General features: G+C 68.4%; 10 protein-coding genes. 7 read left to right on the forward strand and 3 right to left on the reverse strand.

From position 1 onward, the window contains the following. Window positions 1–17: 17 nt before the first annotated feature. Together BMZ69_RS09025 and BMZ69_RS09030 are read left to right on the forward strand one after the other, a co-directional pair. Window positions 18–1,478, forward strand: coding sequence for a HAMP domain-containing sensor histidine kinase (locus BMZ69_RS09025; protein ID WP_092156452.1), 1,461 nt, complete (start codon window positions 18–20; stop codon window positions 1,476–1,478). 43 nt (window positions 1,479–1,521) lie between these two features. After that, on the forward strand, window positions 1,522–4,476 hold the full coding sequence (locus tag BMZ69_RS09030) for a bifunctional [glutamine synthetase] adenylyltransferase/[glutamine synthetase]-adenylyl-L-tyrosine phosphorylase (RefSeq protein ID WP_244543285.1): 2,955 nt from the start codon (window positions 1,522–1,524) through the stop codon (window positions 4,474–4,476). A gap of 16 nt (window positions 4,477–4,492) precedes the next feature. On the opposite strand, the gene BMZ69_RS09035 is transcribed toward BMZ69_RS09030, so the two are convergent. From BMZ69_RS09035 to BMZ69_RS09045, 3 genes are all read right to left on the reverse strand, one after another. Continuing rightward, window positions 4,493–6,763, reverse strand: a complete 2,271-nt coding sequence (locus tag BMZ69_RS09035) for a PAS domain-containing sensor histidine kinase (RefSeq protein ID WP_244543286.1) — start codon at window positions 6,761–6,763, stop codon at window positions 4,493–4,495. Window positions 6,764–7,068: 305 nt separating this feature from the next. Further along, window positions 7,069–9,708 (reverse strand): aminopeptidase N, encoded by a 2,640-nt coding sequence (gene pepN, locus BMZ69_RS09040; protein WP_092156238.1) that lies wholly within the window; start codon window positions 9,706–9,708, stop codon window positions 7,069–7,071. Between the two features lie 60 nt (window positions 9,709–9,768). Then, the gene (locus tag BMZ69_RS09045) at window positions 9,769–11,226 is read right to left on the reverse strand and encodes a cation diffusion facilitator family transporter (RefSeq protein WP_244543287.1); all 1,458 of its coding nucleotides are present in this window, start codon (window positions 11,224–11,226) and stop codon (window positions 9,769–9,771) included. 79 nt (window positions 11,227–11,305) lie between these two features. Here BMZ69_RS09045 and BMZ69_RS09050 point away from each other — a divergent pair, with 79 nt between their 5' ends. From BMZ69_RS09050 to BMZ69_RS09070, 5 genes are all read left to right on the forward strand, one after another. Further along, window positions 11,306–11,755: a VOC family protein gene (locus tag BMZ69_RS09050; RefSeq protein ID WP_092156240.1), complete on the forward strand. Its 450-nt coding sequence runs from the start codon at window positions 11,306–11,308 to the stop codon at window positions 11,753–11,755. Between the two features lie 189 nt (window positions 11,756–11,944). After that, the gene (locus tag BMZ69_RS09055) at window positions 11,945–12,139 is read left to right on the forward strand and encodes a hypothetical protein (protein ID WP_139219009.1); all 195 of its coding nucleotides are present in this window, start codon (window positions 11,945–11,947) and stop codon (window positions 12,137–12,139) included. Continuing rightward, window positions 12,136–13,182 (forward strand): aldose epimerase family protein, encoded by a 1,047-nt coding sequence (locus BMZ69_RS09060; RefSeq protein ID WP_092156242.1) that lies wholly within the window; start codon window positions 12,136–12,138, stop codon window positions 13,180–13,182. Before BMZ69_RS09055 ends, BMZ69_RS09060 begins: the two co-directional genes overlap by 4 nt. Window positions 13,183–13,187: 5 nt before the next feature. Next, window positions 13,188–14,081 (forward strand): PfkB family carbohydrate kinase, encoded by an 894-nt coding sequence (locus tag BMZ69_RS09065; RefSeq protein WP_092156243.1) that lies wholly within the window; start codon window positions 13,188–13,190, stop codon window positions 14,079–14,081. Window positions 14,082–14,185: 104 nt separating this feature from the next. Then, complete coding sequence (locus BMZ69_RS09070) at window positions 14,186–15,043, forward strand: urease accessory protein UreD (protein ID WP_092156244.1); 858 nt, start codon at window positions 14,186–14,188, stop codon at window positions 15,041–15,043. The last annotated feature ends 7 nt before the right edge of the window (window positions 15,044–15,050 follow it).

The following is a 15,050-nucleotide window of genomic DNA, read 5'->3' on the forward strand; positions in this document are numbered from 1 at the left end:
CGCAGCCCTCCGGCCGCCTGCGCTTCCTGCCGCATCTCGTCCGCACCACCGCCTTCAAGCTGACGGCGATCTATCTCGTCGTCTTCGCGATCTTCGCCATCTTCGTGCTGGGCTATGTCGCCTGGAACGCCAAGAACCTGCTCGACGACCAGATCCGCTCGACCATCGATGCCGAGATCCAGGGGCTGGCCGAGCAGCAGCGCCTCGGCGGCATCAGGCGGCTGGTCCAGGTCATCGAGCGGCGCTCGCGTGGGCCCGGCGCCTCGCTCTATCTCGTCACCACGCCGCTGGGCGAGCGCATCGCCGGCAATATCGAGGCGCTGCCGCCGGGCACGCTCGACCGCCAGGGCGAGAGCGAGATCGAATACGCTCGCTCGTCCGAAGCGCTTGACCAGACCAACCACGCCATCGTCCGCGTCTTCATGCTGCCGGCCGGCTTTCGCCTGCTGGTCGGTCGCGATGTCGAGGAGCGTGAGCGCCTGCGCGTCGTGATCAAGCGCGCGGCAGGCTGGTCGGTCCTGCTCGTCGTTGTGCTCGGCTGCTTCGCCGGCTGGTTCGTGGCCCGGCGAGTGCTGAAGCGTATCGACGGCATGAACGACACCGCCCGCTCGATCATGGCCGGCGACCTCAAGGGCCGGCTCGCCATCGCCGGCACTGGCGACGAGCTCGACCGGCTGGCCGGCAACCTCAACGCCATGCTCGACCGCATCGGCGAATTGATGAGCGGCATGCAGCAGGTCACCGACAATGTCGCCCATGACCTGAAGACGCCGCTGACCCGCCTGCGCAACCGCGCCGAGGAGGCGCTGCGGACGGCGCAGTCGCCGGAGCAATTGCGCGCGGCGCTCGATGGCGCCATCGACGAGGCCGACGGTCTGATCCGCGTCTTCAACGCGCTGCTGATGATCGCGCGGCTGGAGACCCGCCAGATCAGCGACAGCATGGCCCCGCTCGACCTCGCCGAGATCGTCGACGGCCTCTCCGAGCTCTACGAGCCGCTGGCGGAGGAGGCGGGGCTAACCCTCTCGGCCTCGGTCGAGCCTGGCCTGTCGCTCACCGGCAATCGCGAGCTGATCGGCCAGGCGCTCGCCAATCTGATCGACAATGCCCTGAAATACGGCAAGCCGGAGGGCGGTGCGCCGGCGACGGTCGTAGTGACGGCGCGGCGCGTCGGTGAAAGTATCGAGCTCGGCGTTGCCGATCACGGCGCCGGCATCCCCGAAGCCGATCGCGGCCGCGTGCTGGAACGCTTCGTCCGGCTCGACCAGAGCCGCAGCAAGCCGGGCTTCGGGCTGGGGCTCGCGCTGGCGTCGGCGGTCGCGCATCTGCATGGCGGTGCGATCCGCCTCGGTGACAATGCGCCTGGGCTCGACGTCGTGATGTCGCTGCCCGCAGCGCCTCCTGTGGACAGGCCAGCCGCAGAAGCTCCTGCGGGCTCGACATCGCGGCCGGACGGGGCAGGGTTCCAGTCGGCTTGATGAACCGCTAAGGCTCGCGCAGCCGGTCGACGCGGAGGTCACTGTGGGCGAGCCCTTATGCCAATGCCTGAAGGCGGCGCCCGTCCTGCCGGCGCGCGGCAAGGTCGAGGCGCTCTGGCGCGAAGAGCTGATCGAGCGCCTGTTCGATGCCGAGGCCGGCGAACGGCTCGTCGCGCATCTGGAAGGCCATGAGGCTTCGGCCGCACTGGTCGCGGGCATCCTGGCGCATTCGCCCTTCCTCACCCAGATCATGCGGCGCGATCCGGATAGCTTGCTCGCCTCGCTGACGATGGATCCGGGCGAGCGCCGCGATGGCCTGCTTGCCGGCATCGCCGCCTTCGCCACGCCAGAGACCGCGACCGCCGACCTGATGCGCGAATTGCGCCGCTTTCGCCAGGCGATGGCGCTGCTGCTGGCGCTCGCCGATATCGGCGGCGTCTGGCCGGTCGAGACGGTCACCGCTGCGCTCAGCGCCACCGCCGACATGGCGGTGAAGCTCGCGAGCGAGCACGCGCTGCATCTGGCCGCCAGTCTCGGCCGGATCGCGCTTTCTGACGCCGATGAACCCGGCAAAGGCTCCGGCCTCGTTGTGCTCGCGCTCGGCAAGCATGGCGCCGGCGAGCTGAACTACTCTTCCGACATCGACATCGTCGTTTTCTTCGATCCGGAGATGGCCGAGGCGGCCGGCGTCGGCGAGCCCACCAGCTTCTTCGTCAAGCTCACCCAGCAGATCGCCCGCATCATCCAGGAGCGCACGCCGGACGGTTATGTCTTCCGCGTCGATCTGCGCCTGCGCCCGGACCCGGGCTCGACCCATGTGGCAGTCGCGTTACCGACGGCCTACGCCTATTACGAGACGGTCGGCCAGAACTGGGAACGCGCCGCGATGATCAAGGCGCGCCCCGTCGCCGGCGATCTCGAACTCGGCCGCCGCTTCATCGCCGATCTCGCCCCCTTCATCTGGCGCAAGTACTTCGATTTCGCCGCCATCGCCGACATTCATGCGATGAAGCGCCAGATCCAGTCGGTGAAGGGCTTCGAGACGCTCAGCCTGCCCGGCCACAACGTCAAGCTTGGCCGCGGCGGCATCCGCGAGATCGAGTTCTTCGTCCAGACCCAGCAACTCGTCTTCGGCGGGCGGCGCCCGGCGCTGCGCGGGCCGCGCACGCTCGAGATGCTGGGCGAGCTGACGAAGGAGAACTGGATCAGCCCGCAGGCGCGCGACGAGCTGACGGAATCCTATTGCTGGCTGCGCACCATCGAGCACCGGCTGCAGATGCGCCATGACGAGCAGACGCAGACCCTGCCGACCGACGCCGCCGATCTCGACGCCTTCGCCCGCTTCTGCGGCTACCCCTCGGCCAAGGCTTTCGGTAAGGATCTGGAGGCGCATGCCAGGCGCGTTGAGGGCCACTACGCCTTGTTGTTCGAGGACGCCCCCAGCCTCGCCAGCGAGGCCGGCTCGCTGTCCTTCACCGGCACCGAGAACGATCCCGAGACGCTGGCGACGCTTGGCAAGCTCGGCTTCCGCCAGCCGGCGACCGCGGCCGAGACGGTGCGCGGCTGGCATTTCGGCCGCCGCGCCGCCGTCACCAGTGCCCGTGCCCGCGAGGTCCTGACCGAGCTGACGCCGGCGCTGCTGGTCGCGCTTGGCCGCACCACCGACCCCGACGGCGCGCTCGCCCATCTCGACAACGCCTTCGTGCGCATGCCGGCGGCCGTCGAGCTTTTGACCCTGCTGCGCTCGCATGACGCGCTGCTGCAGCTCTTCGCCGAGATACTCGGCAGCGCGCCGCGCCTCGCCAAGGTCGCGGCGCTCTATCCGCATGTGCTCGACGCGGTGATCGACCCCGCCTTCAGCGCCCCGAGGCATGATGCCGAGCGGGTAGCGCAGCGCGTGCGCGCCGTGGTCGGCACGCCGCCGCCTAGCGTCGAAGACGGGCTCGATCGCCTGCGCGACGCTGCCCGGCAGGAGAACTTCCTGGTCGGTGCCCGGCTGCTCTCCGGCGTGATCAATGCCGAGCAGGCGGCGCAAGGCTATGCCCAAGCGGCCGCTGCCAGCATCCGCGTCGCCTTCGACGATACCCGCGCCGCCTTCGCCGACGACCATGGGCTCGTGGACGGGGCGGAAGCCGTCGTGCTCGGCATGGGCCGGTTGGGCGCCGGCGAGCTCACGCCATCATCCGATCTAGACCTGATGCTGCTCTACGACCGTCCGGAGGACGCCGAGGTTAGCGACGGCAAGCGTCCGCTCGATCCGGTGACCTGGCATGTCCGCTTCACCCAGCGACTGGTCGCGGCGCTGACGGTGCCGACCCGGCGCGGCACGCTCTATCAGGTTGACCTGCGCTTGCGGCCTGCCGGCAATAAGAGCCCGGCGGCGACGCAATTCGGCGGCTTCACCGCCTATCATCAGGGCGAGGCCGAAATCTGGGAGGAGATGGCGCTGACCCGCGCCCGCGTCGTCGCCGGCGATGCAGGCTTGCGGGAGAGGGTCGAAGCCGCGATCCGCGAGATCCTGCTGCGCAAGCGCGCGCCGGCCAAGGTCGCCGCCGCCGTCGCCGAGATGCGGGCGCTGATCGCCAAGGAGAAAGGCGAGGGCAACGCCTGGGATCTGAAGCTCGCCGCCGGTGGCCTGACAGATCTCGATTTCCTGGCCCAGTTCCTGGTGCTCGCTCATGGCCACGACCACCCGCAACTCCTCGCTCGCACCACGGCCGGCGTGTTCATCGCGGCGCGCGACACGGGCGTCATCGCTGCGGGTGAGGCGGAGCGGCTGGCGGCAGCGGCGCGCTTCATCGGCGACGTCCAGCTCTGGCAGCGCTTCGCGGTGGAGGAGGACTTCGATGCCAAGGCGGTGCCGGAGCGCGTCCTGCGCCGGATCGCGACGGCGGTCGGCCTGCCGGACGCCAAGGTGTTGAAGGCCGAACTCGACGAGCGGCGGGCGATGGTGCGCGGCCTGTTCAAGCAGATTCTGGGCGCGGCGCAGAAGGTCTGAGCGCGGGGCGCTTTCCTCAGGCCGCCCGTTCCAGCTCCGTCCCGGCCGGGCTCTTCAGCGGCAGGTGGACCATCACGATCGTGCCCGAGCCCATGATCGAGCGGACCCTGAGCGAGCCGCCATGCAGCTCCGCCAGCGAGCGGGCGATGGCGAGGCCGAGGCCGGAGCCGCCATGGCTGCGGATGAGATCGCCCTCGACCTGCTCGAACGGGCGCCCGATTCGGCCGAGCTTCTCGCGCGGGATGCCGATGCCGCTGTCCTCGACATAGAGGTTGAGCGCGCCCGGCGCCGGCTTGACCCGCACCGCGATCCGGCCGCCTTCCGGGGTGAACTTGACGGCGTTGTCGACGAGGTTGCCGACGATCTGGAAGAGCGCGTGCGCATCGGCTTCCAGGCGCATGTCGCTGCCGAGCTCGCTGGTGAGGGCGAGCCGCTTGCGCTGGATTTCCTCGCGGTGGCAGCTGATCGCTTCGCCAACCACGAGGTCGAGCGCGATATCGGTCTTTTCGAGTTCGATCTTGCCGGCCTCGATCCGGGCCATGTTTAGGATGTCGCTGATCACCGCGAGCAGGTAGCCGCCGCTGGAGCGGATGTCGCGGACATATTCGACATAGCGCTCGGAGCCGAGCGGGCCGAACAGGCCGTCGTCCATGATCTCGGAGAAGCCGAGGATGGCGTTGAGCGGCGTGCGCAGCTCATGGCTCATATTGGCGAGGAATTCCGACTTGGCGCGGTTGGCGCTTTCGGCGGAGGCCTTCTGTTCGAGGTAGAGCTCGGCGAGCTCGGCGAGCTGCTGCGCCTGCGCTTCGAGCTTCTGGCGCGAGGATTTGAGGTCGGTTACGGTCTTGAGCAGCTCGTGCTCGGAGCGGGTCAGGCGCTCCTCCTGCTGCTTCAGCATGGTGATGTCGGTGCCGACCGAGACCGAGCCGCCATCCTTGGTGCGGCGGCCGTTGATCTGCAGCCAGCGTCCGTCGGAGAGCTTCGCCTCGTAGGAGTGGCTGCCCGAGGCGGCGCGCGAGGCGCGCACCGGCTCGCGGTCGATGCTCGGCTGGGCGCTGTGGCTCATGATCTGCTCGTAGGCAGTGCCGGTCTTGACCAGTTCCGGCGAGAGCTTGTGCAACTGCTGATACTTGGCGTTGCACAGCACGAGCCTCTGCTCGGCATCCCAGAGCACGAACGCTTCCGAGATCGCCTCGACTGCGTCGCGCAGGCGGGCGTCGGCGGTGGCGGTGCGAGCGGCCATGCGGCGCTGCTCGGAGATGTCGACGACGATGCCGACGAGATGCTGCGAGCCGGTGCGCCGGTCGGTGACCAGCTCGGCCCGCGCCTTGAGCCAGACCCATTCGCCGGAGGCGTTGCGGACGCGGAATTCCTGGTCGAGATGGTCAGTCTCGCCGCGGCTGACCGCATCGGCCAGGCCATAGAGGTCGGCATCCTCCGGATGGATGAAGGCATTGACCTCGCCGAAGGACATGAATTCGCCGGCGCGATCATAGCCGAGCATCGCGTACATCGAATCCGACCAGTACATCCGGCCCCTGGCGAGGTCCCAGTCCCACAGTCCGCAATGGCCGCGGCTCAGGGCGGTATCGATGCGGTCGCGGACGCAGTCGCAGTCCTCGTCGGCGGCGCGGGCGCGGCGCGATTGCAGGACGAAGGCCGCGGTGATGCCGGCGAGCACGATCGCCGCCGAGCCGAACAGGACGAGAAGCGAGCGCCGACGCTCGTCCCAGGTCGAGAGCGCGCGCTTGACCGGGTGGAGCACCGCGACCTGGCCGAGGGGAGCGGCGAGATTGCGGACAGCGGCCAGTGCCTCGATCCCACCCGGAAGGGTGATCGGCATCACGCCGGCACGGTCGGCGAAGACGGTGAGCGCCTGCCCGGGGCCGAGTACGTCGACCAGGCTGCGTTCGCCCGTGCCGATCGCCGGCTCTCCGGCGACGACCTTGCCGCCGGCGTCGCTGACATAGGCGATGCGGCCGCGGCCGGCGATGTGCTTGGTCGTCAGGGGAGCGAGCGCGCTGTCGGGACGCTTGTCGTCCTTCGAGGCTAGATCGAGCTCGCGCACGAGCAACGCTGCGAGTGCCTCCAGGTCCGTTGCTGCATCGTCGAGCGCATCGTCCCGCAGTGCCGAGGTTTGCACGTAAGCGCCGAGCGCGAGCAGCAGGACGAAGCCGACGACGAGGGCCGGAATGACTTTCCTGAACGCCGGCTCCAGCTGCTCGAAGCGCTGATAGAGCGGATGCGTAAGGGATCGTGCTACGCCTAGAACTGAATTTGCGCGCACGTGTGCGCAAGCCGCGTTTGCACGCGTCATGCCCGTCCCCCTTCGGAAGCGATGTACCGACAGTAAGATCGGGAGACGTGCCGCATCCCCGAATCACAGTCAGTTGAATCCGCGGGGGTGTCTTTGTCTAGCGGAAACTTCGTCCTGACAGCTGTTTTGCGCGCGTTGGTTGTAGCGGTGAATCGGTTGAATCCTGCGCGCGCAGGACTTCGTTAACCTTTGGCGGAGCAGCCGGTTAACGGCCGATTCTGGTGAGGGCATCCAGGCCTCGAAAGCAGGCGCAGAAGCCCTCTTGAGCCGTACGTTCAACCCAGCGATCGGGCTGCGATATCGGCGACGTCGCGCGACAGGCTGGGCGTCGCCGCGACCATGCGCAGAGCCGCCTCCGCCTTGGCCCGGCGGCCTGCCTCCAGCATGCGCCAGCTCTTGAACGAGCCGAGCAGGCGCGAGGCGACCTGCGGGTTGGTCCGGTCTAGCGCGATCACGATGTCGGCGACGAAGCCGTAGCCCTCGCCATCGGCCCGGTTGAACTGCGTCAGGTTCGCCGCGAAGCCACCGATCAGGCCGCGCACCCGGTTCGGATTGCCGAGCGAGAAGGCAGGGTGGTTCATCAAGCCCTTCACTCGCGCCAGCGTACCGTCTTCTGCGATCAGCGCCTGCGCCATCAGCCATTTGTCGAGCACCAGCGGCTCGCGGGCATAGAGCTCGCCGAAGCGCGCGATCAGGTCTTCGCGCTCGGCGCCCGGGATCAGCGTCATCGCCGCCAATGCCGCCAGCCGGTCGGTCAGGTTGTCGGCCTCGATGAATTGCGCCAGCGAAAGCCGCGCGCCTTCGGCCGGAGCCCCTAGCGCGATTAGGCCGAGGGCCTCGTTGCGCAAGGCCCGCCGCCCGGCAGGCGCTGCGGCTGGTGAGTAGGGACCGCGTTCGGTGAGGCTGTCGCGCAGGCCGGTGAGCTCTCCGCTCAGCGCCGCGCCGATCGCGGCAGAGAGCCGGCGATGGGCGCCGTGCACGGTGTCGGGGTCGACATCGCGCCCGATCTCGCGGGCGATGTCGGCCGGGGCGGGCAACCGCAGCACCTGCGCGGCGAAGGCAGGGTCGGCCAGCGCCGGGCCGGCGAGGAAGCCGGAGAATGCTTCGGTGAGCGCCCTCGTGGTCGCATCCAGCGTGGATGCGTCGCCCTTGCCGGCGCGCACGAGCGCCCGCGTCGCCACCGTTTGCAGCGCCTGCCAGCGATTGAAGGAATCGCTGTCGGCACTGAACAGCGTGAGGAGCTCGCTGTCGCCGAGGTCGAGCTCGAGCCGGACCGGCGCCGAAAAGCCGCGCAGCAGCGAGGGCGTCGGCGCCTCCGGCAGGTCGGTGAAGGTCACGGAGAGCGAGGGCTGGTCGAGCACGACGACGCCGCCTGCTTTCAGCGCCGGCGAGATGCTGGTGAGCGGCAGGTCGCCGCCCTTGCCGACGAGGCCGAGCGCGACGGGGATGACCACCGGCTTCTTCTCGGGTTGGCCCGGTGTAGCCGGGGTCGATTGCGCCAGCTGCAGCGTATAGCTCTTCGCTTGCGCATCATATTTGCCGGAGGCGACCACGGTCGGCGTGCCGGCCTGCTCGTACCATCCGGCGAAATGGGCGAGGTCCTGGCCGGAGGCCTCGACGAAGCAGTCGAGGAACTCCTCGATCGTCGCGGCCGTGCCGTCGCAGCGCTCGAAATAGAGATCCATGCCGCGCGAGAAGGCGTCCTCGCCGATCAGCACCTTGAGCATGCGGATCAGTTCCGCGCCCTTCTCGTAGACTGTCGGCGTATAGAAGTTGTTGATTTCCTTGTAGGCGCGCGGCCTGACCGGATGGGCGAGCGGGCCGGCATCCTCGGAGAACTGCGTCGAGCGCAGGGTGCGCACATCGGCGATACGCTTCACCGGGCGCGAGCGCTCGTCGGAGGAGAATTCCTGGTCGCGGAAGACCGTGAGCCCTTCCTTCAGGCAGAGCTGGAACCAGTCACGGCAGGTGATGCGGTTGCCGGTCCAGTTGTGGAAGTACTCATGCGCGATGATCGCCTCGATCGAGGCATAGTCGCCGTCGCTGGCCGTCAACGGGTCGGCCAGCACGTATTTGTCGTTGAAGATATTAAGGCCCTTGTTCTCCATCGCCCCCATGTTGAAGTCGGACACGGCGACGACGTTGAACACGTCGAGATCGTAGTTGCGGCCGAAGACGCGCTCATCCCAGCGCATGCAGCGCACGAGGCTGTCCAGCGCCCAGCCGGCGCGCCCGGCTTTGCCAGGCTCGACATAGACCGCGAGCTCGACCTTGCGCCCGTCGGCCGTGACGTAAGGCTGCCGGATATGGTCGAGCTTGCCGCCGACCAGCGCGAACAGATAGGCCGGCTTCGGGTGCGGGTCGTGCCAGACGGCGAAATGGCGTTCACCGCCGGGGAGTTCGGCAGCTGCAACAAGGTTGCCGTTGGAGAGCAGGACTGGGGCCTGCTCCTTCGCCGCTTCAAGGCGCACCGTGTAGACGCTCATCACGTCCGGACGGTCGAGGAAATAGGTGATGCGGCGGAAGCCATCGGCCTCGCATTGCGTGCAATAGACGCCGCTGGAGCGGTAGAGGCCCATCAGCTTGGTGTTGGCGCCGGGATCGAGCGTCGTCTCGATCCGGAGCGAGAAGACCCGCGCCGGCGGCGCCGGGATCGTCAGCCCCTGCGGCGAGAGGGAGTACAGGCTGGGATCGAGCGGGACCTCGTCGAGCAGGATGGCATCCGGCGTCAATTCGTCGCCGTCGAGCACCAGCGGCGCGCCGGCATGGCCGGCCGGGTTGGGCCGCAACTGCAGCTGCGAGCGCACCTTGGTCCGCGTCGGATCGAGGACGATGTCGAGATCGACGGTGTCGATCAGCCAGTCGGAGGGGCGATAATCCTCGAGGCGGATCAGCGGGGCGTCTTCGGCGCGCATGGCAGGTTCGCTTCCTTCGGTCGCTCTTATCTATGGGGCCGGAGATGACGGCGAAAGCCGTCAGGGCAGCGCATAGGGCTTGTCGGTCGTGACCGCCGGCTCGGCATGACTGACCAGGCGGCAGACATCCGGCCGGGCCTCGCGAACCTTGCGCTCGATCTTGTCGACAGCACGATGCACGGCTGCGACGTCGAGCGCGCCATCGGCGCGGCAATGGTAGTTCACCACCAGGCCGTTGCGGGTCTCGCGCACGCGGACGCTGTGGATGTCGCGGACCGGGCCGCCGGCCTCGGCCGCCTCCTGTGCGATCGCCTTGCCGATCGCCTCGACCACCTCCCAGGGGGCGTTGTGGCCGGAAGGCTGGCCGGTCTCCATCGGCTCGATATGGGTATCGACCTCGGTCTCGCCACCGAACTCGGCCCGGATCGCATTCTCCAGCCGCGTCGCGATCTCATGCGCCTCGCCGAGCGGAAGCAGCGCGTCGACCTCCATGTCGAGCGAGACGGCGAGCCGCCCGCCGATCGTGTGGACGCTGACATGGTGCACCGGCACCTTCATCTTCAAGGCGATCAGCAGCACGCGCTCCAGCGCCGTCTCGTCGTCGACCTGGACCGGGTTGGCGGTGACGGTCAGCGCGGAATCCGGCTCCACTGCGACAAGGGCCCGCAGCAGGTCGTCCTTGATCGCCGTCACACGGTCGAGCGGCAGGGTCCGCGAGACCTGGATGCCGATCTCGCCCTGCACCACGCCGCCGGCCGGCCGCAGACGCAGCCATTCGACATTGACGACGCCGGCGACGCCTTGTGCGGCTTCGCGCAGGCGCTCGGCGACACCCTTCGGCGCCGCGTCAATCAGCGTATCGACCGTGCGCCGCCCGAGCTTCACGGCGGTGGCGATCATGAAGACGGCGAGGGCGAGAGCGGTCGCGCTGTCCGCCATCGGCACACCCATCCGCGTCAGGATCAGGCCGAGCAGGACGAGAGCCGTGCCGACGAAATCGGTGGCGAAATGCAGCGCCTCGGCCGCGAGCGCCTCGCTGCGGGTCTCCTTCGCGACCATGGTCAGCGTCCGCCAGCGCGTCGCGTCGACCATCAGCGAGAACAGCAGCACGCCGATGACCAGCGGCGTCACCGCGACATGCGGTTCGCTGCCGCTCCACAGGCGGTTGGCCGCTTCCCACAGGATCGCGCCCGAGAGCCCGAAGAGGATCGCGGTCTCCAGCAGCGCCGCCAGCGCCTCGAACTTGCCGTGGCCGTAATGGTGCTCGTCATCGGCCGGCTTGTCGGCGGCGCGCACCGCGAACCAGGTGAATAGGGTCGAGCCGATGTCGATCAGCCCTTGCAGAGCGTCGGTCATCAGGGCGAGCGAGCCTGAGAGGATCGCCGCGCCGAACTTGGCCAGCGTCAGCACGACGCTGGCGATCACCGACAGCGTCGCGGCCTTCTGCTTGACCCGCGCCACCTCGGCGGGCGACACCATCCCCGTCGGGTTCGGCGTGAGACCCTGCGTTCCGCTCATGACAGCTCCGCGCGAACCCTCTTGGATTGGCGCCGGTTTGGCCCGATCCATCTGCCAGATCAACCCCGGGAGCAAAACAGTGCGCTATCTCCACACCATGGTCCGCGTCACCGACCTCGATGCCGCCCTCGATTTCTACGTGACCAAGTTCGGTCTGGTCGAAACCCGCCGGATCGAGAACGAGAAGGGCCGCTTCACCCTGGTCTTCCTCGCCGCGCCGGACGATACCGCCACCGTCAAGGAGCAGGGCAGCCGCGGCCGCCCGACGCTGGAGCTGACCTATAACTGGGACCCGGAGGTCTATACCGGCGGGCGCAATTTCGGCCATCTCGCCTATGAGGTCGACGACATCTACGCGACCTGCGACAGGCTGATGAAGGCCGGCATCACCATCAACCGGCCCCCGCGCGACGGCAACATGGCCTTCGTCCGCTCGCCCGACAACATCTCGATCGAGATTCTGCAGAAGGGCGAGCCCAAGCCGCCGGCCGAGCCTTGGGCGAGCATGCCGAACACCGGGGCGTGGTGAGGCAAATAGGTCGGCCATTTCACTGCGCGTCATTCCGGACAAGCGGCGAAGCCGCGCAGCTCCGGAATCCATCGTAGAGTATAGTGCTTGACAATGGATTCCGGCGCTCCGCTTCGCTGCGGCCGGAATGACGGCGCATGGAGCAGAGCCGATGGCGATGCGCTGCAAATTGGATGGGAGATGTCGGCGATGATTCTGGTCGATGATCCAGACGTTATCTCGGCTGTCCGGAGGCTTGCGGCCGAATTGGGCTGCTCCGAAGAGGAGGCGATCGGTCGTGCCGTGGCCGCCGAACTGCTCCAGCGTGGGGAGGCGTTGACGCGGTCTGATGCGGAGCCGCTGGAAGCAGCGAGGCCCAATCTGCCGGGGCTGGTCCGGCTATGAACAGGTCTGTCTTCGGCCATCTCGACGACGGCACGCCGATCCATGAGGCCGTGCTGCGTTCGCCTGCCGGCGCCGAGGCGCGGGTGATGGAATGGGGGGCGGTGCTGCGCGATCTCGTCGTGCCGCTGCCGAATGGAGGCCGCCAGCGGGTCGTGCTGGGCTTTGCCGATTTCGCCGATTATCCCAAACACTCCCCACATATGGGCGCGATCGCCGGCCGCTTCGCCAATCGCATCGGTGGCGGCCGCTTCGTGCTCGACGGCGTCGAATATCAGACACCGCTGAACGAGCACGGCCGCAACTCGCTGCATGGCGGCGGCCAGGGTTTTGGCAAGCGGCCCTGGACCCTGGTGCATCATGACGGGGCGAGTGCGACCTTGGCGCTGGTCTCGCCCGCCGGCGATGCCGGCTATCCCGGCGCGCTGAATGTCATCTGCCGCTACAGCGTCGTCGGCGCCGCGACCTTGCGGATCGAGCTCACAGCCACCGCCGACGCGCCGACCATCGTCAATCTGGCGCATCACTCCTATTTCCGTCTCGACGATGCCCCGGACATCCTCGACCATGAGTTCGAGGTCCGCGCCAACCTTATCACGCCGGTCGATGCCGACCTGATCCCGGACGGCTCGGTCGCCTCCGTGGCGGGCACGCCGTTCGATTTCCGCAAAGCCCGGCCGGTCCGTTTCACGAACCCGGACGGCTCGCGCTTCTGGTACGATCATAACTATCTGCTCCGGCGAGACCGCCGCGAGCCGGCGGCGGCGACTGGGCTCGAACTCGCCCATGCCGCGACCTTGCGCTCGCGCCGCTCGGGTCTCGCCATGGAGGTCTGGACGACCGAGCCGGGCTTGCAGGTTTATGACGGCTTCAAGCTGGATACGCCGGTCGCTGGCCTCGACGGCGTCCGCTATGGCGCCTGCGCAGGCATCGCGCTCGAGCCGCAGCATGTGCCGGACTCGCCCAATCTCCCGCATGTCCCCTCGACTGTGCTGCGCCCCGGCGAGGTCTATCGTCAGATCAGCGAATTCAGGTTCGGAGCGTAAGTCGTATGGCCGGTGTCTTCTGTTTGGGTATCGCGACGCTCGACTATGTCTACAGCGTCGAGCGCGTGCCCAATCCCGGCGAGAAGGACCGGGCGCGCGACCTCGTCGTCACCGGCGGCGGCTGCGCCGGCAGCGGCTCGGCCGCGATCGGCCGGCTCGGCGGCAAGGCCTGGCTGGCGACGCGGCTGGGCGACGATGCCGTCGGCGACACCATCGTCGCACAGTTGCAGCAGGACGGCGTCGACACATCGCTCTCGCCGCGCTTTCCCGGCCTGCGCTCGCCGGTCTCCTCGATCCTGATCGACGCGCAAGGCGAGCGCATGGTCGTCTCCTATACCGACCCGAAAACGCCGCTGACGACCGATTGGCTGCCTGAGGCACTGCCTGATGGTTGCGATGGCGTGCTGGTCGATACACGCTGGGGCGAGGGTTCGCTCGCGGCGCTTAAGCTCGCCCGCAAGGCCGGCGTGCCCGGCGTGATCGACGGCGACCGTCAGCCCACTCATCCTGAGATGGTCGCGACCGCCAGCCATGTCGCCTTCAGTGAGAAGGCGCTGAGCGAGATCTCAGGCGGGCAGGAGCCGCGGGCGGCGCTGGAAACGCTGGCGCGCCATGCCGAAAATTGGCTCGCGGTGACGCTCGGGCCGCGCGGCGTGCTCTTCATGGAGAAGGGCGGTATCGCCCATCTGCCGGCTTTCCCGATCGAGGCGGTCGATACGCTCGGCGCCGGCGATGTCTGGCACGGCGCCTTCGCGCTGGCGCTGGCCGAGGGGCAGGGCGAGCGTGAGGCGGTGCGTTTCGCCTCGGCCGTGGCCGCGATCAAATGCACCCGCTTCGGCGGCCGCGACGGCACACCGACACGCGACGAGGTCGAGCGCTTCCTGGCGGCGCATCCATAACGTAGCGATCTGCCGATTATTTGGGCAATGCCCATCCTGCGGCCTCTTGTCCGGCAAAGGACGGCGCGGAACACTGCGTTGATCGTTGCCGACCGACCTTACCCATGTTCGCGCCCGCGTTGCCGCAATCACCCGAACCGCTGTTGCCGGACTACGTCCGCGCCGATGGCGGCGTGCGCCTGCGCTTTGGTCAGGTCGGCGCGCGCACGATGCGGCTGGAGGTCGCCGAGAGCGGCGGCTACCGCGCCCGCTTCCCGACCGCCTATGACGAGCGTTGCGAAGCCGTGCTGATCAACACCGCTGGCGGCATGGCCGGTGGCGACCGCGCCGTCACGCGGATCGCCCTCGATCCGGGCGCGCGGGCGGTGGTCACCACGCAAGCGGCGGAGAAGATCTACCGCAGCCAGGGCAGCGAGACGCGGGTCGAGACGAAGGTCGAGGTCGCCCCCGGCGCCGAGCTCGCCTGGCTGCCGCAGGAGACGATCCTGTTCTCCGGCTCGCGCCTGTCGCGCAGCCTCGATGTCGAACTGGCCGCCGATGCCAGCTTCATCGCCGCCGAGACGCTCTATTTTGGTCGCGCCGCCATGGGCGAGAGCCTGTCGCGCGGCCATCTGCACGACCGTTGGCGTATCCGCCGCGATGGAAAGCTGATCTTCGCCGAGGATCTCAGGCTCGATGGCGCCATCGACGCGACCTTGGGTCGCAAGGCGGTCGGGCAGGGCGCACGCGCCGTCGCGACCGTCTTCGCGATCGATCCCGGCCGGCCGGAAAAGCTCACCGAAATCCGCGCCTTGCTCGCTGACGATCCGGCCTTCGCCGAGGTCGAGGCCGGTGCCGGCACGCTCGACGGCTTTCTTCTGGTCCGCCTTCTCTCCCCCGACGCGCAGGCGCTGCGTCGCGCCCTCGTCATGCTGCTCGGGCATCTGATGGGCCGTGCGCTGCCGCGCACCTGGTCAATCTGAGGAGAGC

It is taken from the genome of Allobosea sp. CRIB-10, assembly GCF_900112185.1.
Taxonomy (GTDB): domain Bacteria; phylum Pseudomonadota; class Alphaproteobacteria; order Rhizobiales; family Beijerinckiaceae; genus Allobosea.